Raw genomic sequence first — 20647 nt, 5'->3', positions numbered from 1 at the left:
CAGGGCCTCCTAGGCGTCGTCCGCGTGGTCGGAGGTCTGCCGCTTGCGCAGCAGATGGAAGGTCTCGACGGACACCAGCGGCAGCCGTCTGCGGCCGGAGTCCTGGCCGAAGGGGCCGTCGCCGCCCATGCCCGGCCCGCCTTCGTAGTCGAGGCTGCATCCCTCGGGCAGCGCCGACTCCTCCAGCCGGCGGGCGTCGCCGACGGCGGCGGTCGGGATGACGTACCGGTCCTCGTACTTGGCGATCGCGAGCAGCCGGTACATCTCCTCGATCTCGTGCGGCCGCATCCCGACAGCGGAGGCGATCGCGGTGTCGGGTTGCTCGCCGAGGTTGAGCGCGCGCATGTGGGAGCGCATCGCCGCGAGCCGCTCCAGCGAGGCCCGCACCGGCCGGGTGTCGCCCGCCGTGAACATCTCCGCCAGGTACTCCAGCGGGATGCGCAGCGTGTCGATCGCGCCGAACAGGTTCCGCGCGTCCTCGCCGTCGTGCCCGGTCTCGGCCAGCGCGTCCACCACCGGCGACAGCGGCGGGATGTACCAGACCATCGGCATCGTCCGGTACTCGGGATGCAGCGGCAGCGCCACCCGGTACCTGGTGATCAGCGCGTGCACGGGGGAGCGGCGGGCGGCCTCGATCCAGTCGTGCGGGATGCCCGCCGCCTCGCAGGCCCGCCGCACCGCGGGGTCCTCCGGGTCGAGGAAGACGCCCAACTGGGCCTCGTACAGCTCCTTTTCCTCCCGCACGGACGCGGCAGCGGTCACCCGGTCGGCGTCGTAGAGGATCACTCCCAGGTAGCGCAGCCGGCCCACGCAGGTCTCGGAGCAGACCGTCGGCAGCCCGACCTCGATCCGCGGATAGCACAGCGTGCACTTCTCGGCCTTGCCGGTGGCGTGGTTGAAGTACACCTTCTTGTACGGGCATCCGGTCACGCACATCCGCCAGCCCCGGCACCGGTCCTGGTCGACCAGCACGATGCCGTCCTCGGCCCGCTTGTACATCGCCCCCGACGGGCAGGAGGCCACGCACGACGGGTTCAGGCAGTGCTCGCAGATCCGCGGCAGATAGAACATGAAGGTCTGCTCGTACGCGAACTTCACCGTGTCCGAGGCCTGTTGGCGCACCCGCTCCACCATCGGGTCGAGGTCGCCGTAGGCCGGGGCGCCCGCGAGGTTGTCGTCCCAGTTGGAGGACCACTCGATCTTCATCGGCTTGTCGTCGAGGGACGACACCGGCCGGGCGACCGGGAAGTCCTCGCCGAGCGGGGCGTCGGTGAGGTTCCGGTAGTCGTACGTCCAGGGCTCGTAGTAGTCCTTGATCTCCGGCAGCCTGGGGTTGGCGAAGATCCCGGCGAGCTTGTGCAGCCGGCCGCCCGCCTTGAGCTTCAGGGCTCCGCGCCGGTTCAGCTCCCAGCCGCCGCGCCACTTCTCCTGGTCCTCGTAGCGGCGCGGATAGCCCTGCCCGGGCCGGGTCTCGACGTTGTTGAACCAGACGTACTCCATGCCCCGGCGGTTGGTCCACGCCTGCTTGCAGGTGACCGAACAGGTGTGACAGCCGATGCACTTGTCGAGGTTCATCACCATGGCGATCTGGGCCATCGGACGCATCAGTACTCGACCTCCTGGCTGCGGCGGCGGATCACCGTCACCTCGTCGCGCTGGCTGCCCGTCGGGCCCAGGTAGTTGAAGGCCCAGGACAGCTGGGCGTAGCCGCCGATCAGGTGGGACGGCTTGAGGATCAGCCGGGTGAGCGTGTTGTGGATGCCGCCGCGCATCCCGGTGGTCTCCGTCTTCGGCACGTTCACCGTGCGCTCCTGCGCGTGATGCATGTAGACCGTGCCGGCCGGCATCCGGTGCGAGACGATCGCGCGGGCCACGACCACGCCGTTGCGGTTGACGGCCTCGATCCAGTCGTTGTCCTGCACCCCGATGGCGTCCGCGTCCTGCGGGGACATCCAGATGTTCTGGCCGCCCCGGGAGAGGGCCAGCATGAACAGGTTGTCCTGGTACTCGGAGTGGATCGACCACTTGTTGTGCGGGGTGAGGTAGCGGACCGTCACCTCCCGCTGTCCGTCGGGCCCGAGCCGCGGTTCGCCGAACAGCCGGTGCATGTCCAGCGGCGGCCGGTACACCGGCAGCCCCTCGCCGAGTTCGTGGATCCAGTCGTGGTCGAGGAAGAAGTGCTGGCGCCCGGTGAGGGTGTGCCACGGCTTGCCGTGCTCGGTGTTCAGCGTGAACGCGGTGTACCGGCGACCGCCGGACTCGCTGCCCGACCACTCCGGCGAGGTGATCACCGGCACCGGCGCCGCCTGCGTGTCGGCGTACGTGACCCGCTTGCCCTCGTGCTCGGCGGCCAGATGCGCCATCTCCTGGCCCGTGCGCTGCTCCAGCGTGTGGAAGCCCTGGGTGGCCAGGCGCCCGTTGGTGGTGCCGGACAGGGCCAGGACGGTGTTGGCCGCCTTCACCGCCGTGTCCAGGGACGGGCGGCCGTCGGCCGGTCCGCCGCGCACGGGCCCGTTCAACTCCCGCAGGTGCGCCACCTCTTCGTCCGGCCGAAGGGCGATCCCCTTGGCGGGCAGCCCGAGTTGCTCCACCAGCGGGCCGAGCGCGCCGAACTTGGCGCCGACCGCCGTGTAGTCGCGCTCCACGACGGTCAGGCCGGGCAGCGTCTTGCCGGGCTCGGGGTCGCACTCCCCGCGCCTCCAGTCCAGGACCACCCCGCCGGGCTGGGCGGTCTCGCCCGGGGTGTCGTGCTGGAGCGGGGTCGCCACCAGGTCCTTGCGCACGCCCAGATGGTCGACGGCCAGCTCGCTCAGCTTCTCGGCGAGCGCCTTGAAGGCGTCGAAGTCGGTGCGCGCCTGCCAGGGCGGGTCCACGGCCGGCGAGAAGGAGTGCACGTAGGGGTGCATGTCGGTGGAGGACAGGTCGTGCTTCTCGTACCAGGTGGCCGCGGGCAGCACCACGTCCGACAGCAGAGTGGAGGAGGTCTGCCGGAAGTCCAGCGACAGCAGCAGGTCGAGCTTGCCCTCGGGCGCCTCCTCCCGCCAGACCACGTCCCGGGGCCGTTCGCCGGGTGCGGCCTGCTCGGCGCGCAGCGAGGACTGGGTGCCGAGCAGATGCCGGGTGAAGTATTCGGCGCCCTTCGCGGACGAGCCCAGCAGGTTGGCCCGCCACAGGGTGAGCACGCGCGGCCAGTTCTCCGGCGCGTCCGGGTCCTCGCAGGCGAACTTGAGCGTGCCCGCCCGGAGTTCGGCCACCGCCCTGGCCACCGGGTCGCCGAACACCTCGCCCAGATCGAGCGGGTTGCGGTCGAAGGTCGGGTACGACGGCATCCAGCCCACGCGGGCCGACAGGGCGAGGCAGTCGGCCGCCGTCATCCCCGCGAACCTGCCCTCGCCGAGCGGCGAGGCAAGCACATCGGCGGCGAAGCGGTCGTAGCGCCACTGGTCGGTGTTGAGGAACCAGTACGCGGTGCCGATCATCTGCCGCGGCGGCCGCGCCCAGTCGGAGGCGGCGGCCAGCGTCGCCCAGCCCGTCACCGGCCGGCACTTCTCCTGGCCGACGTAGTGCGCCCAGCCGCCGCCGTTGCGGCCCTGGCAGCCGGTGAGCTGCAGCAGGGCCAGGAAGGCGCGGTAGATCGTCTCGGAGTGGAACCAGTGGTTGGTGCCGGCGCCCATGAGGATCATGCAGCGGCCCCGGGACCGCTCGGCGGTCCGCGCGAACTCGCGGGCGATCTTCACGCACTGGGCGGCCGGGACGGAGGTGTGCCGCTCCTGCCAGGCGGGCGTCGCCGGAGAGCGGGCGTCCTCGTAGGAGGCGGGCCAGTCGCCCGGCATACCGTGCCGCCACACACCGTACTGCGCCAGCAGGAGGTCGTAGACGGTCGTCACCAGCGGGCCGTCCGACCCGCCCAGCCGGGTCGTCGGCACACTGCGCCGCAGCACGTCCCCGCGGCCCTGCCCGTGCTCGCCGCCCTCGGTGTCGAACCGCGGCAGCAGCACCTCGACGTTGGTCGCGGCCTCACGGCCGTACAGACTCAGCTCCGGCTGCACAGCGCCGAGTTCGAGATTCCATTTGCCCTTGCCCGACTCGGTCCAGCGGAAGCCCAGGGAGCCGTTCGGGACGACCGCGCGGCCGCTCGCCCGGTCAAGGACGACCGTCTTCCACTCCGCGCCCTCGCCGCCCTGCCCGAGGTCGGCGGCGCGCAGGAACTTGTCCGGCACGTACGCCCCGTCCCGCTCGCGCAGCGTCACCAGGAACGGCAGGTCGGTGAACTTGCGCACGTAGTCCGCGAAGAACGGTGTCTCCCGGTCGACGAAGAACTCCTTGAGGATCACATGCCCCATGGCCAGCGCCAGCGCGCCGTCGGTGCCGGGGTGCGGATGCAGCCACTCGTCGGCGAACTTGGCGTTGTCCGCGTAGTCCGGCGCCACCACCACGACCTTCTGGCCGCGGTAGCGGGCCTCCGCCATCCAGTGCGCGTCCGGGGTCCGCGTCACCGGCACGTTCGAGCCCCACATCATCAGATAGGCGGCGTCCCACCAGTCGCCCGACTCCGGCACGTCCGTCTGGTCCCCGAAGACCTGCGGGGACGCCACCGGAAGGTCCGCGTACCAGTCGTAGAACGACAGCATCGACGCGCCGATCAGCGAGTGATAGCGGGCGCCGGCCGCTTGCGACACCATCGACATCGCCGGGATCGGCGAGAACCCGGCGATGCGGTCGGGGCCGTACGTCTTGATGGTGTGCACCTGGGCGGCCGCGACGATCTCCACGGCCTCGTCCCAACTCGCCCGCACCAGACCGCCCTTGCCGCGCGCCCGCTGGTAACGGCCGCGCCGCTCGGGGTCGCTCTGCAGGTCCGCCCACGCCAGCACCGGGTCGCCGAGCCGCTGCTTCGCCTCCCGGTACAGCTCCAGCAGCACGCCCCGGACGTACGGGTAGCGCACCCGGGTGGGGGAGTAGGTGTACCAGGAGAACGCGGCACCGCGCGGGCAGCCGCGCGGCTCGTACTCGGGGCGGTCCGGGCCCACCGACGGGTAGTCCGTCTCCTGGGTCTCCCAGGTGATGATCCCGTCCTTGACGTACACCTTCCACCGGCAGGAACCGGTGCAGTTCACCCCGTGCGTGGAGTGCACCACCTTGTCGTGGCTCCACCGGTCCCGGTAGAAGGCGTCCGCCTCCCGGCCGCCGGTGAGCGTGACGCTGTGCAGGTCGGGCGCGGGCGTGCCCGGCCGGAAGAACCGCCCGGCGCTCAGCAGTGCCGCGCCGGGCTCCTTCGGTGGTGTCCGCGTGTCCGTCACGTGCGCTCCCTTGCTCACCCCATGGTTCAGAACCTAGGGGCGGGCAGGGACACCCACCTGTTCAGACCGCCGTACGGGTCACCCGGCACGGTCGGTCACCCGTCCGGGTCAGGGCTTGCGCGCCACCCCCGCGTACACCGGCACCACGCCCTCCGCCTGCGCCGCCACGTCCTCCGGCTCCGGGCGCCACCCGTGCACGGGGATCACGCCCGGCCCGAGGAGTTCCAGGCCGTCGAAGAACCGCCGGAACTCGGGCAGCGTGCGCGGGTGGAAGGGCGTGCCGCTGCTGCGGAACAGCTCGGCGGCCCGGGCCACCCCGTCCGGGCTGAGGTCCTGCGTGACCTGGGACAGGATCAGGAAGCTGCCCGGCGCGAGCCGCGCGACATAGCGCTCGACCAGGCCGTACACGTCGTCGTCGGCATCATCGAGATAGTGGGTCAGCGCGACCACGGACAGCGCCACCGGCCGGTCGAGGTCGAGGCTCTCCCCGGCCCGCCGCAGGATCGTCTCGGGGTCCCGGACGTCGGCGTGGATGTACTCCGTGCCGCCCTCGGCGGAGCCGTGCAACAGCGCCTCGGCGTGCCGCAGCACGATCGGGTCGTTGTCCGCGTACACCACCCGGGACTCCGGGGCCGCGCCCTGCGCCACCTGGTGCAGGTTGGGCTCGGTGGGGATGCCGGTGCCGATGTCCAGGAACTGCCGGATCCCAGCCTGGGCCGCCGCCCGCACGGCACGGTGCATGAACCGGCGGTTGGCGCGCGCCCCGCGCACCGCCGTGCCGTCCGCGGCCAGGATCTTCCGGGCCAGCTCCTCGTCCACCGGGTAGTTGTCCTTGCCGCCCAGCCACCAGTCGTACACCCGGGCCGGGTGCGGCCTGCTGGTGTCGATCACGGTGGGTGGCGCGGCGTCCGGTCCGGTCATGCGGTGTGTGCTCCTTGGCTGGTCGCAGGGGTGTCGGAGGTTTGTTTCGCAGGGGAGTCAGAAGCTCTCGCGGTACTCCCGGAGCAGCTTCATCGTGCGCTGCGCGGAGGCGGCCCGGGCCGTCATGTGGTCCAGCACCTCCAGATGCGCCGAGACCTCCCGGCGCGAGTCCAGGTACAGGGCGCCGGTCAGGTACTCGGTGAACACCATGTCCGGCAGCTCCGGCTCGGCGAACCGGAACAGCGTGAACGGGGCGTACGTCCCGGGATGCGGGCCGGCCGCGAACTCGGCGATCTGCAGGGTGACCCGGTCCCGCTCGGCGTACTCCAGCAGCCGGTCCAGCTGGTCGCGCATCACCTCGGGCCGGGTGCTCACCGGACGCCGCAGCACCGTCTCGTCCATGATCACCCACAGGTGGGGCGGATCGTCCCGCTCCAGCAGCCGCTGCCGCTCCATGCGCAGCGACACATGCCGCTCGACCGTGTCCGGGCCGGTCTGCCCTATCGTCCCGGCCTCCATCACCTCGCGCGCGTACTCCTCGGTCTGCAGCAGGCCGGGCACGAAGTGCGGCTCGTAGGAGCGGATGATCCGGGCGGCGCCCTCCAGGCTCACATACAGGCTGAACCAGTCGGGCAGCACGTCGTGGAACCGCTGCCACCAGCCGGGCTGGTTCGCCTCCTCGGCCAGCCGCACGAACGCGGCCGACTCCTCCGCGGGCACCCCGTAGGTGGTCAGCAGCACCTGCACGTACGGGATCTTCAGCGCGACGTCGGCCATCTCCATCCGCCGTACGGTCGCCGACGCCACCCGGAGCACCCGGGCGGCCTCCTCGCGGCTGAGGCCGGCCGCCTCCCGCAGCTCCTGCAACCGCTTGCCGAGCACCACCTGGCCCACGGTGGGCGCAGCCCGCCGCTCACTCACGCCACGCCCTCCCCTACGCGCCGAAGTACGCGGGCAGTCTGTCAGACGACGCCGTTTCGCACACGCGGTCGAGGGGAGTCGGCTCCGGAGAGATCGTCAACCGGCCAGTGTGTGCAGGTACTTGGTGGTCGCCGGGTCCGCGGGCAGGAACGTCTCGATGGCGAGTTCGGCGACCGTGACGTCCATGGGCGTGTTGAAGGTGGAGATCGACGACACGAACGACAGGATCCGGTCGTCGTGCTCGATCTGCATCGGCAGCGCGAAGTACGGCACCGGCTCGGCCGGTTCGTCGCCGGGCGCGTCCTCGGGCACCGGGTAGGCAGCCACCTCCTCGTACAGGGCGCGCAGTTGGTCCGAGCGGTGCAGGGCGATCTCCCGCTCCATCTGCGCCAGCAGATGCCCGCGCCACTCGCGCAGGTTGCGGATGCGCGGCGCGAGCCCCTCCGGGTGGAGGGTCAGCCGCATCGCGTTCGGGGCGGGCGTCAGCAGCTTCTCGGGGACGCCCTCCAGCAGCATCGTGATGCCCCGGTTGGCGGCCACCACGGTGTACCCGGCGTCGACCACCAGCGCCGGATACGGCTCGTACCCCTGGATGAGGCGCTCCATGCCGTCGCGCAGCGCGTCCAGCGCCGGGTCGTCCAGCGGGGTCTCCGGGTAGTGCGGGGCGTAACCGGCCGCCAGCAGCAGGGCGTTGCGCTCGCGCACCGGCACGTCCAGGTGCTCGGCCAGCCGCAGCACCATCTCCTCGCTGGGCCGGGAGCGGCCGGTCTCGATGAAACTGATGTGCCGGGCGGAGGAGTCGGCGCGCAGCGCCAGCTCCAGCTGCGAGACCCTGCGCCGCTCCCGCCAGGCGCGCAGCAGCGGGCCGATGCCCTTGTCGGCCTTGTCGGCCTTGTCGGTCCTGTCAGCGGGGGTGGCGGCGGATGCGTTCGGGCCGGTCGCGACAATGGTCATACGGACGACCGTAGTCGAGGAGCCCGCCCGGCGACCGCAACCGGGCACCGGAGTTGAGGAGCACCCGCATGAACCAGCCGTGGAAGTCGTCCTGGGAGGCCGCGGCGGTGTACCGGTCCAGGGTCCGCGGCTGTCTGCTCGGCGGAGCCGTCGGTGACGCCCTCGGCTACCCCGTCGAGTTCGCCTCCCTCGACCGGATCCGCGTCTCCCACGGCGAGCACGGGGTGGCCGGCCTCGTCCCCGGCGCGTACGGGGTGGTCGGCCGGATCAGCGACGACACGCAGATGACCCTGTTCACCGTCGACGCCCTCATCCAGGCCCATGCCCGGGAGCGGGAGAAGGGGATCGGCGGCGGCTGGGCCCTGCTGCTGCGCCAGGCGTACGAGCGGTGGCTGCAGACCCAGTCGAAGCCGGGCCCCGAGGAGGCCGAACCGCAGCCCGCCGTCGGTCTGCTCGCCGAGCCCTGGCTGTACGCCCGCCGCGCCCCCGGCAACGCCTGCCTGTCCGGGGTCGCCCAGATGTACGCGCCCGACCCCCAGCTCCCGCTCGACGGCAGGCCGGGGGAGGTCAACCCGGACTCCAAGGGCTGCGGCGCGGTGATGCGCTCGGCCCCCTTCGGCCTGGTCAACCCCGCCGACGCGGCCTTCGCCATGGCCGCCCGCGGCGCCCAGATCACCCACGGCCACCCCACCGGCTACTACGCGGCGGGCGCCCTGGCCGCGATCGTGGCCCACCTCGTCGCCGGGGACTCCCTGGAGGGCGCGGTGCTGCGCACCCTGCGGCTGCTGGAACGCCACCCCGGCCACGAGGAGACCTCGGCCGCCCTGCGCGAGGCCCTCGACCTGGCCGCGGACGGGTCGCCGACCGCGGAGAAGGTCGAGTCCCTCGGGGCGGGCTGGGTCGCCGAGGAGGCCCTCGCCCTCGGCGTGTACTGCGCCCTGGCGAAGCCCCGCGTCAAGGACGCCCTGCTGCTGTCCGTCAACCACTCGGGTGACAGCGACTCCACCGGTTCGATCTGCGGCAACCTGCTCGGCGCCCGGCACGGCGACGTCGGCCTGCCCCACACCTGGGTCGAGCGGATCGAGGGCCGCGCCCGCATCGCCGCACTGGCGGACGACCTCGCGGCGGAGCGCGTACGGGGCTGAGCGTGGCAGGCTGAACGCGTACCAGCCCGCCCCGAAGGGAGACCGGTCATGGCCGTCGAACCGCTGTCGCAGAAGGAGATCGAGGACCGGCTGGCCGAGCTGCCCGGCTGGTCGGTGGAGGGCGACCGGCTCACCCGCACCTACCGGCTCGGCTCGCACTTCGCCGCCACGGCGCTGGTCGTGCACATCGCCCGGATCCAGGACGAGCTGGACCACCACTCCGACCTGACCCTCGGCTACAACACCGTCTCCCTCAGCGTGAACACCCACAGCGCGGGCGGCGTCGTCACCGGGAAGGACTTCGAACTCGCCCACAGAGTGGAGGACATCGCCCCAGGCCACGGGTCACACTGAGCAGTGTGCTGGACTACGACAAGGAAGCCGACGCCTACGACGCGTCCCGCGGCGGCGAGCCGCGCGCCGAAGCCGCCGCACACGCCGTCCTCGGCCTGATCCCCGACCGGCCGGGCCGTCTCCTCGACGTCGCCTGCGGCACCGGCATCGTCACCCGGCGCCTGGCCGCCTCCCGCCCAGGCCTGCGGGTGACCGGCGCGGACCTCGCCCCCGGCATGGCCCGCATGGCCGCGGCCCGCCTGCCCGGCGCGGTCCTGCTGACCGACTCCCGCCGGCTGCCCTTCGCCGACGCCACCTTCGACGCGGTCACCAGCATCTGGCTGCTGCACCTGCTGTCCGACCCCGCCGACGTCCGCGCCGTCGTCGCCGAGTGCGCCCGCGTGCTGCGGCCCGGCGGGGTCTACGTCACCACCGTCGACAAGGCCGCCGCGCACGACGTCGGCAGCGACATCGACACCGTCCTCGCCCCGCGCCCCCGCCGCCCCGCCCGGGACGCCGCCGAAGTCCTCACCGCCCACGCGGCCGAGCACGGGCTGCAGCCGGCCGGACAGGCCACTTTCCCCGGCCTCGGGCAGGGCCGCAGCCCCCGCTCCACCATCGCCGACCTGCGGCGCGGCTGGTTCACCGTGCTGCCGCCCGGCGACCCCCGCGCCGACGGGTTCGCCGAGCGGCTGGCGGCCCTGCCCGACCAGGACCGCCGCCGGGCCGACCCACGTTTCAGCGTGCGCTCGTACCGGAAGCAGGCGGCAACTCCCGGGCAGGCGGCGGCAACTGACACGTGACCCCGTCCGTCCTCCCCGGGAGGTACGTCACGTGAAGCACCCGCACCCCCACCGCAGAAGCCGCAGGTCCGCGCTCGCCGCGGCCGCCACCGCCCGACAGGCAGAACACCGCCTACAACCAGCCCCCGCACCCGAGCTTCTTCATCGGGGACGGGATGGCGACGGCGCCCAGGCCCGTGGTGTACACCCCGTGAACCGCGTGGCAACCCTGCGCCGGTGAGACGCCGAAGGCGGCCGCCGACATCCGTCACGCGGCCGCCCCTCGTCCGCCTCCCGAATCAGGATCACCGCCGTCACCCCGTGCCGTTGTGCTGCGACGGCTGTCCTGCGACCTCGCCGCCGGGTGTCAGGGTGAACCGGGTGCCGTCCATCGTCGTCGTGGCAGTCGCCGGCTTGCCGTACGCCTGCATGGTGAACTCCTCCGCCTTGCCCATGTGCAGGTCTGCTTCGGCGGCGTCGCTCCATGAATTGACCCGCACCCACACCGACCAGTCGTTCACTCGTTTCTCTCGCCATGGCCCCCAGGAGTCCTGCGGCAGCAGCCCCGCGCCCCGGCCCGAGAACACGTACCAGGCCATGAGACCGAGCAGGATCACGACGGTCACGAGCGGAAGCGAGATGATCGGGCGACGGATGCGGGAGAGACTCATGACGGATTCCTTCTGGGTCGGAGCGAGGGCTTCGCCGCAGACGAGGACGACTTTCGGCCGGGCCGCGTTCCAGGTGAGCGCGAGGAGCTGATCAACGACCGTCCAGCGATGATTGTTTGACGACCCTTCACTTCCGCGGATCTGAAGACCTCGAGAGCGCCCCCCTACTCGCCTACCTGCCCGAGCCGGCGAGGGTCACCTTGGGGGTGGAGGCGGCCAGTGCGGGCGGAGTGCCGGCGAGCAGACCGGCGGCCAGCGCCGGCACGGCGGTGAGGGTGCGGGTTCTTCGCACGGTGGGGGTCTCTCCTACAGGAGGAGGGCGTGAGAGCCGGGCGGCCCCCAGTGCGGGTGGGGACCGCCCGGCCGACGGTGCGATGTCGCGCCCCACAGGGGCGCGGGGCTGTATCGACATGCGGCTCCGCCGCGCGGGCGCGACCAGCCACGGACGGCCCGCAGTCTCACTGGCGGCCTTATTCCAGAAGCTCCGCGTACGAGCCCATGGCCAGGGCGATGTCCGCCTCGGCCCAGAAGCGGTGGTACGTGAAGACGGGCGCGGCGCCGCCCTTGAGGTAGGCCTCGATCTTCGACCAGGCCGGGTCGTTCTTGTAGAAGGACCGGATCGAGGAGAACGTCGAGGAGGAGTTGATCGCGTCGCCGTTCGGCATCTTGCCGCTCCAGCCGCTCGGCACGTACACGCTGTCGCCGAACCTGCTGTAGTCGCTGCGGGTCTCGGGGACCGCGATGCCGAGGCTGTCCTGGTAGTTGGCCCACATGCCGTCCAGCAGCGCCTTCGCCGTCGACTTCGCCGTCGTGTCACCGGACTTGGCGGCGTAGTAGGTGAGCGTCTTGGCGTAGGCGGCCGTCACGCCGACGTCGTTCGTGTAGTCGGCGACGGTGACGTGCAGTCCGCTGTTGCTGCCGGGGCTCGACGCGTTCCAGGTGTCGGGCTGGCCCGACCACTGGAGGGTGGAGGGGATCCGGTAGGTGCCGTCCGGGTTGATCGTGGTCTTGGACAGCGCCCACTTCACCCACTTGTCGAGGATCGCCTTGGCGGTGGCGTTCCCGGTCTGCTGGTAGTACTCGGCGACCCGCTCCATCGACCAGGCCTGGAACCCGAACCACTGGTTCGAGGGCGGGTCGTGGTAGACGGGCTGCCAGTCGTAGTACATGCCGTAGAACGTCGAGGTGCCCGCCGGCGGGGTGGCGTACCGGCCCTGCCAGCTGTTGGTCGCGCCACCCGCGATCGCGCCCTCGGACGACTGCAGCCACTGGTAGAACTCCAGCTGCCGCTGCAGCGACTTGCCCCAGTCGGCCGCGCCGGTCGCCGACTTCGGCTTCAGGTCGGCGTACGAGCTGAGCGCGTAGGCCGCGAGCGGGTTCTGGTAGCCGCCGTGGACATGGCTGGAGCCGATCCGCCAGGCCCAGCCCGCGCTGGTGTCGGTGGCGCCGCCCCAGGCGTAGTACCAGGACAGCAGGTAGTGCGAGGCGTCCTTGCCGGTGCCGGCCGGGCAGGACGAGGCGCCCACACAGTTGCCGATCTTCTTGAAGTACTTGTCGTACATCGCGTACCGCAGGTAGTCGCCCATCTTCGCGGCCTTGGCGACCGTCGCGGACACGTCACCGCCCTTGCCCTGCGTCTTCGCCCACACGTCGGCCCAGTACGCGGCCTGCACCGCGCGCGCGTCCGCGTCCGGGGCGTCCGTGTACTTCCACTGCCTGGCGTAGGAGGAGTCGCCGGTGAACAGGTCCAGATAGCCGTTGGTGCCGCCGTACTTGAAGGCGTCGCAGGTCGGCTGCGGGACGGTCTCCCAGACCGACTCCTGCGCACCGCGCTGGAAGGTGTTGATGTACGACGGCCCGGTGGCCGTCGGCCCCGCCTCGCACTTGCCGGGCTCGTTGCCGTAGCCGTAGACGTTGTCCACGTCCTGGATCCAGTGCATGCCGTAGACGTCGTCCGTGCCGTAGGCCGACTTCAGCTCACCGGCGATCGGGTCCGGGCCGACCGACACCGACGTGTCCAGCTTCGCCGGATACTCGTTCGGTGTGTCCAGCTCCGGGGCGTACGTCGCCGGCTTCGAGGCGTTGTAGAAGGAGTTCGTCGGCTGGTCGGCGTGGGTGGGGATCATGTACTTCTCCATGAGGTCCCACGCGCCGTTGAACTTTGACCAGTCGCCGGTGACCTTGCCGTACATGGCCTGCAGCCAAAGAAGGTAGCTGTATGCCTCCGACGTGGTCTCGTGGCCCTGGTCCGGGGCCTCCACGATCAGCGTCTCCACCGAGTGGTAGGGGATGCCCTCGGGGGAGAAGTAGCCGTTCGCCGGGTTGGTGATCTTCCCGTACAGGTCCAGGAAGCGGGCGTCGTACGCCTTCGTCGCGGCCAGCTCGGTCACCGTGACCGTCGCCTTGGTGTGGCCGGTCGCCGAGGCCGTGAAGGTGGCGCTCCCGGTGCCGGAGGCGTCGGCCGTGATCGTCACCGGCTGCGCGGTGCTCCAGTTCGACGGGGTGAAGGTCAGCGAGGAGCCGTCGGTGACGGACAGTCCCGTGTTGCCGTCCGTGCGGGCCACGCTCACCGTCACGTTCGCACTCGGCTGCGTCGACAGCTTCACCGAGAACGATCCCGTCCTGCCCTGCCGGATGCCCAGCTGGGCCGGGGAGGCCACGACGGCGGGTCCCGAGGCGACCGTGATGCCGACCGGCGTGGACTCGGCGGAGGCTCCGAGGCTGTCGTACGCCTTCGCCACCAGCGAATGACTGCCCACGGTCAAACTGGAGACCGGGAGCGAGTACGGCGCGCTCGTGTCGGTGCCCAGCAGCGTGGTGTCGTCGTAGAACTCCACCTTGCTGATCGTCGCGTTGTCGGCAGCCGCCGCGGTCGCCGCGAGCGGCACCGCGTCCCCCTGTGTGTAGACCGCGCCCGCGCCGGGGCTGGTCAGCACGGTGACCGGCGGCTGGTGCGCACCGGCGCAGGTGGTGCCGTTGACCGCGAAGGAGGTGGGGGCGGCGTTGGCGCCGCTGTAGGTGAACTGGGCCCCCGTGGAGACCGCGGCTCCGGATGCGATCGTGCCGTTGTACGAGGCGTTCTGCACGGTGATCGTCTGGCCGGACTGGGACCAGGTGCCGTTCCAGCCGTTCGTCAGTTTCTGGTTTCCGGTGTAGCCGTAGGCCAGGGTCCAGCCGTCGATGGCGGCCGTGCCGCGGTTGGTGATCGTGAGGTCGGCGGTGAAGCCGGAACCCCAGTCGTTCGTCTTGTAGTCGACGCTGCACTGGACGGTCGCCGCGTGCGCGGCCGTCGTACCGGTGGCGAGCATGGTCAGGGGCAGGGCGAGCGCGGCCAGTGCGGCGGTCCACCATCGCCGCGCGGCTCTGCGTCTGCGTCCGGGATCCATGTGCTGGTTCCTCCTTGCGGCTTGCGGCTCGGAAAGAGTCAAGGCTTGAACCAGTGGGAGCGCTCCCATAGTGGGGATGAGGGTGAGAGCGGTCAAGGTGCTTGAAGAGTCGAAAAGATTCGACCTGCTCCGTTGAGGAAAATTCAAGCAACTCCCCTGGGCAACCAAGCCACTTGCCGCTACCTTCCTTCGCACCAGTGGGAGCGATTCCATTCAGTCGACGCGTCCGTCACGGCGCGCCAAGCTGCAAGGAGTCGCTCATGCGACACCCCCCGCGTTCAGTACTTTTAGCCGTCGCCGGTGCGGTCGCGCTTCTCGGAAGCGCGGTCGTCCCGGTGGTCACGGCTGAGGGAGCCACCCCCGCCTGCACGGTGGAGTACGCCGTCACCAGTCAGTGGGACAACGGCTTCCAGGGCTCCGCGAAGATCACCAACAACCGCTCCGCACTGACCGGTTGGCAGCTCGGCTTCGACTTCGCGAGCGGTCAGAAGGTCACCCAGGGCTGGAACGCCAAGTGGTCCCAGTCCGGCACCACCGTGACCGCCGCCAACGAGAGCTGGAACGGCGCCCTCGGCGCCGGCGCGAGCGTCAGCGCCGGGTTCCTCGGCTCCTGGTCGGGGAGCAACGCCGCACCGACGGCGTTCAAGCTCAACGGCACCACGTGCAACGTGGATTCCGACCCGACGACACCCCCGCCGACCGATCCGCCCCCGTCCAACGGCACCGCGCCCGCCCTGCACGTCTCGGGCACCAAGCTCGTGGACGCCGCCGGCAAGTCCCGTCGTCTGCTCGGCGTGAACCGCTCCGGCGGCGAGTTCATGTGCGTGCAGGGCTACGGCATCTGGGACGGCCCGGTGGACGACGCGGCGATCAAGGCGATCGCCGACTGGAAGGCGAACGCCGTCCGCATCCCGCTCAACGAGGAGTGCTGGCTGGGCCTTTCCAACATCAAGCCCGAGTACGGCGGCACGAACTACATCAACGCCGTCAAGGACCTGGTGGCCCGCGTCGAGGCGCACGGCCTGACCCCGATCCTCGAGATGCACTGGTCCTACGGCCAGTACACCGGCAACTCCGCCGGCTGCTCCGACGTGCACGCCACCTGCCAGAAGCCGATGCCCGACATGCAGTACGCCCCGTCCTTCTGGGCGTCGGTCGCCGGCACCTACAAGGACGACCAGGCGGCCGTGTTCGACCTGTTCAACGAGCCCTACCCGGACCGGGCGACCGCCGGCACGACGGACGCCTGGAAGTGCTGGCGGGACGGCGGCACCTGCCCCGGGATCTCCTACGAGGTCGCCGGTGTGCAGGATCTCGTCGACAGCATCCGCAGTGCCGGCGCGAAGAACGTCATCATGGCCGGCGGGCTCGCGTACTCGAACGACCTGAGCCAGTGGCTGACGTACAAGCCCACGGATCCGACCGGCAATCTCGCCGCCGCCTACCACGTCTACAACTTCAACACCTGCGCGAGCGAGAGCTGCTGGAACTCCACGCTCGCCCCGGTCGCGGCCCAGGTGCCGCTGGTCGCCGGCGAGATCGGCGAGAACACCTGCTCGCACGGCTTCGTCGACCAGGTCATGAAGTGGTTCGACGACCGCGACCTGTCCTACCTCGGCTGGACCTGGAACACCTGGGACTGCTCCTCGGGCCCGTCCCTGATCAGCGCCTACGACGGGACACCCACCGCGTTCGGCATCGGGCTGCGTGACCATCTGCGCGCCCTCAACCCGTAAGCCTCGGGCAAGACTCACGGAAGAAGGAAACCCGCACTCATGAGTCGTACCAGAACGTCACTGCTCGCCGCCCTGGCACTGGTCGCCGGGGCCTTCGGGACGGCGCTCACCGCCGCACCGGCCGGCGCCGCCACCACCTCCATCCCCTGCACCGTCGACTACAAGGTGCAGAACCAGTGGGACACCGGCTTCACCGCCGCCGTCACCATCACCAACAACGCGGCCGCGAAGTCGAGTTGGTCGGTGAAGTGGTCGTACGCCGGAAACCAGCAGGTGACCAGCGGCTGGAACGCCAAGATCACCCAGAGCGGCACGGCCGTCACCGCGAACAACGAGTCCTACAACGGCACGCTGGCCACGGGCGGTTCGGTCAGCTTCGGCTTCAACGGCTCCTACAGCGGTACCAACGCCGTACCCACCACGTTCACCCTCGACGGCGTCACCTGCAACGTCGACGACGGCGGCAGCGGGGGCGGCGGAGGAGGCGGCGGGAACGGCGGCGGCACCGGCACCCGCGTCGACAACCCCTACGCCGGCGCCAAGGTGTACGTGAACCCGGAGTGGTCGGCGAAGGCCGCCGCCGAACCGGGCGGCAGCCGCGTGTCCAACCAGCCCACCGGCGTCTGGCTCGACCGCATCGCCGCGATCAACGGAGTGGGCGGGAGCATGGGGCTGCGCGCCCACCTGGACGCGGCCCTCGCCCAGAAGGGCAGCAACGAAGAGGTCGTCCAGCTGGTCGTCTACGACCTGCCGGGCCGGGACTGCGCGGCACTGGCCTCCAACGGCGAACTCGGCCCCACCGAGATCGACAAGTACAAGACACAGTTCATCGACCCGATCGCGGCGATCCTGTCCGACCCCAAGTACGCCTCGCTCAGGATCGTCACCACCATCGAGATCGACTCGCTGCCCAACCTCGTCACCAACACCGGCAGCCGTGCCACCGCCACCCCGGCCTGCGACACCATGCTCGCCAACGGCAACTACGTGAAGGGCGTCGGCTACGCCCTCGCCAAGCTCGGCGCCATCCCCAACGTCTACAACTACCTCGACGCCGGCCACCACGGCTGGATCGGCTGGGACGACAACTTCGGCGCGGCCGCAGGCGTGTTCAAGCAGGCCGCCACCAGCGAGGGCGCGACGGTGGACGACGTCCAGGGCTTCATCACCAACACCGCGAACTACAGCGCCCTGAAGGAGGACAACTTCACCGTCGACGACAGCGTCAACGGCACCTCGGTGCGCCAGTCGAAGTGGGTCGACTGGAACCGCTACGTCGACGAGCAGTCCTTCGCCCAGGCCTTCCGCAACCAGCTGGTCTCGGTCGGCTTCAACTCCGGCATCGGCATGCTGATCGACACCTCCCGCAACGGCTGGGGCGGCACCGCCCGCCCGACCGGACCCGGCCCGAAGACCAGCGTGGACACCTACGTCGACGGCGGCCGCTACGACCGCCGTATCCACGTCGGCAACTGGTGCAACCAGTCCGGTGCCGGCCTCGGCGAGCGTCCGCAGGCCGGCCCGGCCGCCGGGATCGACGCCTACGTGTGGATGAAGCCCCCGGGCGAGTCCGACGGCTCCAGCAGCGCCATCGCGAACGACGAGGGCAAGGGCTTCGACCGCATGTGCGACCCGACGTACACGGGCAACGCCCGCAACGGCAACAACATGTCGGGCGCCCTGGCGAACGCACCGCTGTCCGGACACTGGTTCTCCGCCCAGTTCCAGCAGCTGATGCAGAACGCCTACCCGCCGCTGTCCTGACCGGATGAGCGCCCGCCGGGGTCGGTCCTCCAGGGACCGGCCCCGGCGGATCGCCAGCCTGCTTTTGCCGGACCGGCAACACCGCTGGCCCGCGGCCGGTGCGCCGTCGCACGCTGACCGCATACCGACGAGAGGCTGGGCACCATGGCGCACGACCACCACCACGAGCACGACCAAGATCACCGCCACGGGCACGGGCACGGGCACGGCACCGACATCGACTGGGCCGAGATGGCACCGCACCTGGAGACCCAGGCGGAGCTGTTCACCCCCGTCTACGAGCGGGCCATGGCCTGGCTGGCGAAGGAGGTGACCGAGCCGGGGCTGATCGTCGACGCGGGCAGCGGCCCCGGCGTCGTCGCCTGCCTGTTCGCGGAGGCCTTCCCCGGGGCGAGGATCGTGGCCGTCGACAGCACCGAGCCGCTGCTGGAGCGCGCTCGCGAGCGCGCCGTACGACAGGGCGTGGCGGACCGCTTCGACACCCTCGCCGGTGAACTGCCGGGTGTGCTGGGCGAGTTGGAGTACCCGGCCGATCTGCTGTGGGCCAGCCGCAGCCTGCACCACCTCGGCGACCAGCGGGCCGCGCTCGCCGCGTTCGCCGCCCGGGTCGCCCCCGGCGGCACCATTGCCCTCCTCGAAGGCGGCCTCCCCTCCCGCTTCCTGCCCCGTGACATCGGCATCGGACGCCCCGGACTCCAGGAGCGGCTGGACGTGGTGGAGGCGGAGTGGTTCGCGCGGATGCGGGCCGAGCTGCCCGGCTCGGTCGCGGTGACCGAGGACTGGCCGGCCCTGCTGACCTCGGTCGGCCTGAAGCACACCCGCACCCGCAGCTTCCTGCTCGACCTGCCGGCCCCGGCGACCGACCGGGCCCGCGCCTATGTGGCCGCCTCCCTGACCCGGGTGAGTGAAGCGGCCGCCGAGAGCCTCGACGCCGAGGACCTGGCCACCCTGGACCGCCTGCTCGACCCGGCCGACCCGGCGAGCGTGCACCGCAGGCCGGACGTGTTCGTCCTGGGTGCGTACACGGTCCACACGGCGGTACGGCCGGTCTGAGCACCCGCCGCCACCTCCCCTCGGTGCCGTACTGCCGTACCTGTGACGGGACTTGACTTGGAGAACGCTCGAAGTGATGGACTGCGGGCGTTCACCGACACACAGGGGGAAACCATGAACGACGCTCCGGTCGCGCTCATCACCGGTGGCGGCAGCGGTATCGGCGCCGCCGTCGCCCGGCAGCTGCTCGACGCCGGGTACCGGGTGACGGTCACCGGGCGCGGGGAGCAGCGGCTGCGGGACTTCGCCGACAGCCTGGGCAATCCCGACGAACTGCTGACGGTCGCCGGCAGCGCGTCGGCATACGAGGACGTACAGGACGCGGTCGACCGTACCCTCAAGGCGTACGGCCGACTGGACACCGTCGTCGCCAACGCCGGCTTCGCCACCCACGACACCGTCGCCGACGGCGACCCGTCCGGCTGGACCGAGATGGTCCTCACCAACGTCCTCGGCCCCGCCCTGCTCGTCCGGGCCTCCGTCGACGCGTTGAAGGAGACCGGCGGCCGGATCGTCCTCATCGGCAGCGTCGCCGGGTTCGTGCACGGGCCGGGCAACCTCTACGGCGCCACCAAGTGGGCGGTCACCGGGCTCGCCGAGAACACCCGGCGCCAGGTCACGGAGTTCGGGATCGGCGTCACGCTGGTCGCCCCCGGCCGGGTGGAGACCCCGTTCTGGGACGGGCTCGGCAGCCTGCCCCCGGGTCATCTCCTGACCGCGGACCAGATCGCCGACTCGGTGGTCTGGGCGATCCGGCAGCCGGCCGGGGTCGACGTCAACACCGTGGTCGTACGTCCGCTGGGGCAGCCCAACTGACGTACACACGGCATCAGTTGTTAGCGAGGAACTGCTTGGCCAGCTGGTCCCCGAGGGAGACGGCCGCGCTGTGGCTCTCGATGGGGGAGACCTTGGAGTTCTTGAACAGGATGTACGTCACGCCGGAGTCGGCCCCGCCGGTGGCCGGGTCGGGGTCGATACCGAGCGCCTTGGCGGTGGCGTACGAGGCCTCACCGATGATCTTCGTGGGGCCGGTGTCGCCGACGACGGCGTACTCGACCTTGTTGTTGTAGATGACGGCGACGACACCGCCGCCCTTGATGCCCGCGCCGGAGTAGTTCCAGATGCTGCTGGAGCTGGGCACCACGACGTACGGCAGGGACTCCGCCTTCAGCGGCTTGCCGTCGGACTGGTGGAAGGCGGTGTCGTCCTGGTACCAGGGGTCGCGGTTCTCGTTGCAGTTGGTGGTGCGCTGGCCGTCGCAGTCGATGTCCATGTCGGCCTTCCAGAACACCGCGCCGTTCTTGCCGCACACGGGGACCGTGGCCGAGGTCTCGTCATCGGTCTTGTACTTGCCGTGGGAGATCTGCGAACAGGACGTCACCTTGGCCAGCAGGTCGGCCGCGCTCACCGAGCCCTCCTGGGCGGAGGCGGGTGCGGGGTCGCCCGAGGCGTTGGCGGGCAGCACTCCGGCGGCGAGGAGGGCGGCCCCGGAGGCCGCGGCGAGGGTCAGTGTTCGAAGACGCACTGTGGGGGACCCTTCTGTTAGGAAAGTTTCCTTACCGGGTGCCGTACAAGGTGGCCCCTCCCGCATGTCCTCGTCAAGTCCCTGCGGGGAAGTCGCGCAGGCTGGGCCGTTTGCGGCGACTTCGCCACCGGATGCAGTGAATTGCCCCCCGGGGAA

At 70.9% G+C, this 20647-nt stretch carries 15 protein-coding genes and 1 pseudogene; 8 read left to right on the top strand and 8 right to left on the bottom strand.

Going from position 1 to position 20647, the window contains the following annotated elements:
- Positions 1 to 9: 9 nt before the first annotated feature.
- The 5 genes from narH to ACFY3C_RS19050 all read right to left on the bottom strand — a co-directional run bounded on the left by narH (position 10) and on the right by ACFY3C_RS19050 (position 8096).
- The gene (narH, locus tag ACFY3C_RS19070) at positions 10 to 1605 is read right to left on the bottom strand and encodes a nitrate reductase subunit beta (protein WP_390771560.1); all 1596 of its coding nucleotides are present in this window, start codon (positions 1603 to 1605) and stop codon (positions 10 to 12) included.
- Positions 1605 to 5300: a nitrate reductase subunit alpha gene (locus ACFY3C_RS19065; protein ID WP_390771559.1), complete on the bottom strand. Its 3696-nt coding sequence runs from the start codon at positions 5298 to 5300 to the stop codon at positions 1605 to 1607. Before ACFY3C_RS19065 ends, narH begins: the two co-directional genes overlap by 1 nt.
- A 108-nt stretch (positions 5301 to 5408) precedes the next feature.
- Complete coding sequence (locus ACFY3C_RS19060; RefSeq protein ID WP_390771558.1) at positions 5409 to 6221, bottom strand: SAM-dependent methyltransferase; 813 nt, start codon at positions 6219 to 6221, stop codon at positions 5409 to 5411.
- Positions 6222 to 6278: 57 nt separating this feature from the next.
- The gene (locus ACFY3C_RS19055) at positions 6279 to 7142 is read right to left on the bottom strand and encodes a helix-turn-helix domain-containing protein (RefSeq protein WP_386576034.1); all 864 of its coding nucleotides are present in this window, start codon (positions 7140 to 7142) and stop codon (positions 6279 to 6281) included.
- A gap of 96 nt (positions 7143 to 7238) precedes the next feature.
- Positions 7239 to 8096, bottom strand: a complete 858-nt coding sequence (locus tag ACFY3C_RS19050) for a helix-turn-helix domain-containing protein (RefSeq protein ID WP_390771557.1) — start codon at positions 8094 to 8096, stop codon at positions 7239 to 7241.
- 68 nt (positions 8097 to 8164) lie between these two features.
- Between ACFY3C_RS19050 and ACFY3C_RS19045 the strand changes: the two genes are divergently transcribed.
- The 4 genes and pseudogenes from ACFY3C_RS19045 to ACFY3C_RS19030 form a co-directional block, all read left to right on the top strand.
- Positions 8165 to 9241 (top strand): ADP-ribosylglycohydrolase family protein, encoded by a 1077-nt coding sequence (locus tag ACFY3C_RS19045; RefSeq protein ID WP_390771556.1) that lies wholly within the window; start codon positions 8165 to 8167, stop codon positions 9239 to 9241.
- A gap of 48 nt (positions 9242 to 9289) precedes the next feature.
- Complete coding sequence (locus ACFY3C_RS19040; RefSeq protein ID WP_386576030.1) at positions 9290 to 9595, top strand: 4a-hydroxytetrahydrobiopterin dehydratase; 306 nt, start codon at positions 9290 to 9292, stop codon at positions 9593 to 9595.
- Between the two features lie 5 nt (positions 9596 to 9600).
- The gene (locus ACFY3C_RS19035) at positions 9601 to 10377 is read left to right on the top strand and encodes a class I SAM-dependent methyltransferase (protein ID WP_390771555.1); all 777 of its coding nucleotides are present in this window, start codon (positions 9601 to 9603) and stop codon (positions 10375 to 10377) included.
- Between the two features lie 101 nt (positions 10378 to 10478).
- Positions 10479 to 10571, top strand: a pseudogene (locus ACFY3C_RS19030) (hypothetical protein); the annotation flags it as partial.
- A 99-nt stretch (positions 10572 to 10670) separates the two neighbouring features.
- Here ACFY3C_RS19030 and ACFY3C_RS19025 read toward each other — a convergent pair.
- The gene (locus tag ACFY3C_RS19025) at positions 10671 to 11027 is read right to left on the bottom strand and encodes a hypothetical protein (protein ID WP_390771554.1); all 357 of its coding nucleotides are present in this window, start codon (positions 11025 to 11027) and stop codon (positions 10671 to 10673) included.
- 470 nt (positions 11028 to 11497) lie between these two features.
- Positions 11498 to 14413, bottom strand: coding sequence for a glycoside hydrolase family 48 protein (locus ACFY3C_RS19020; protein WP_390771553.1), 2916 nt, complete (start codon positions 14411 to 14413; stop codon positions 11498 to 11500).
- A gap of 260 nt (positions 14414 to 14673) precedes the next feature.
- On the opposite strand from ACFY3C_RS19020, the gene ACFY3C_RS19015 reads away from it, so the two are divergent.
- From ACFY3C_RS19015 to ACFY3C_RS19000, 4 genes are all read left to right on the top strand, one after another.
- Positions 14674 to 16149 carry a cellulose binding domain-containing protein gene (locus ACFY3C_RS19015; RefSeq protein ID WP_390771552.1) on the top strand — a complete coding sequence of 492 codons (1476 nt, stop codon included), beginning with the start codon at positions 14674 to 14676 and terminating at the stop codon, positions 16147 to 16149.
- A gap of 39 nt (positions 16150 to 16188) precedes the next feature.
- Positions 16189 to 17913 carry a glycoside hydrolase family 6 protein gene (locus tag ACFY3C_RS19010; protein ID WP_390771551.1) on the top strand — a complete coding sequence of 575 codons (1725 nt, stop codon included), beginning with the start codon at positions 16189 to 16191 and terminating at the stop codon, positions 17911 to 17913.
- A 144-nt stretch (positions 17914 to 18057) separates the two neighbouring features.
- Positions 18058 to 18966 (top strand): class I SAM-dependent methyltransferase, encoded by a 909-nt coding sequence (locus ACFY3C_RS19005; protein ID WP_390771550.1) that lies wholly within the window; start codon positions 18058 to 18060, stop codon positions 18964 to 18966.
- A 114-nt stretch (positions 18967 to 19080) separates the two neighbouring features.
- Positions 19081 to 19782 (top strand): SDR family oxidoreductase, encoded by a 702-nt coding sequence (locus tag ACFY3C_RS19000; protein WP_386576022.1) that lies wholly within the window; start codon positions 19081 to 19083, stop codon positions 19780 to 19782.
- A gap of 13 nt (positions 19783 to 19795) precedes the next feature.
- Here ACFY3C_RS19000 and ACFY3C_RS18995 read toward each other — a convergent pair whose 3' ends face one another.
- Entirely contained in the window at positions 19796 to 20491 is a 696-nt protein-coding gene (locus ACFY3C_RS18995; protein WP_386576020.1) for a glycoside hydrolase family 75 protein, read from the bottom strand.
- Positions 20492 to 20647: the final 156 nt, after the last annotated feature.

It is taken from the genome of Streptomyces sp. NPDC001410, from assembly GCF_042895235.1.
GTDB lineage: Bacteria > Actinomycetota > Actinomycetes > Streptomycetales > Streptomycetaceae > Streptomyces.
Note: the sequence above shows the minus strand (reverse complement) of the source record. Positions and strands in the feature narration are given on the sequence as shown.

Bases quoted from the DNA above. Each gene is read 5' to 3' on its own strand.
- narH (WP_390771560.1), bottom strand. From the start codon at position 1,605: ATGCGTCCGATGGCCCAGATCGCCATGGTGATGAACCTCGACAAGTGC.
- ACFY3C_RS19060 (WP_390771558.1), bottom strand. From the start codon at position 6,221: ATGACCGGACCGGACGCCGCGCCACCCACCGTGATCGACACCAGCAGG.
- ACFY3C_RS19050 (WP_390771557.1), bottom strand. From the start codon at position 8,096: ATGACCATTGTCGCGACCGGCCCGAACGCATCCGCCGCCACCCCCGCT.
- ACFY3C_RS19045 (WP_390771556.1), top strand. From the start codon at position 8,165: ATGAACCAGCCGTGGAAGTCGTCCTGGGAGGCCGCGGCGGTGTACCGG.
- ACFY3C_RS19040 (WP_386576030.1), top strand. From the start codon at position 9,290: ATGGCCGTCGAACCGCTGTCGCAGAAGGAGATCGAGGACCGGCTGGCC.
- ACFY3C_RS19025 (WP_390771554.1), bottom strand. From the start codon at position 11,027: ATGAGTCTCTCCCGCATCCGTCGCCCGATCATCTCGCTTCCGCTCGTG.
- ACFY3C_RS19020 (WP_390771553.1), bottom strand. From the start codon at position 14,413: ATGGATCCCGGACGCAGACGCAGAGCCGCGCGGCGATGGTGGACCGCC.
- ACFY3C_RS19015 (WP_390771552.1), top strand. From the start codon at position 14,674: ATGCGACACCCCCCGCGTTCAGTACTTTTAGCCGTCGCCGGTGCGGTC.
- ACFY3C_RS19010 (WP_390771551.1), top strand. From the start codon at position 16,189: ATGAGTCGTACCAGAACGTCACTGCTCGCCGCCCTGGCACTGGTCGCC.
- ACFY3C_RS19005 (WP_390771550.1), top strand. From the start codon at position 18,058: ATGGCGCACGACCACCACCACGAGCACGACCAAGATCACCGCCACGGG.
- ACFY3C_RS19000 (WP_386576022.1), top strand. From the start codon at position 19,081: ATGAACGACGCTCCGGTCGCGCTCATCACCGGTGGCGGCAGCGGTATC.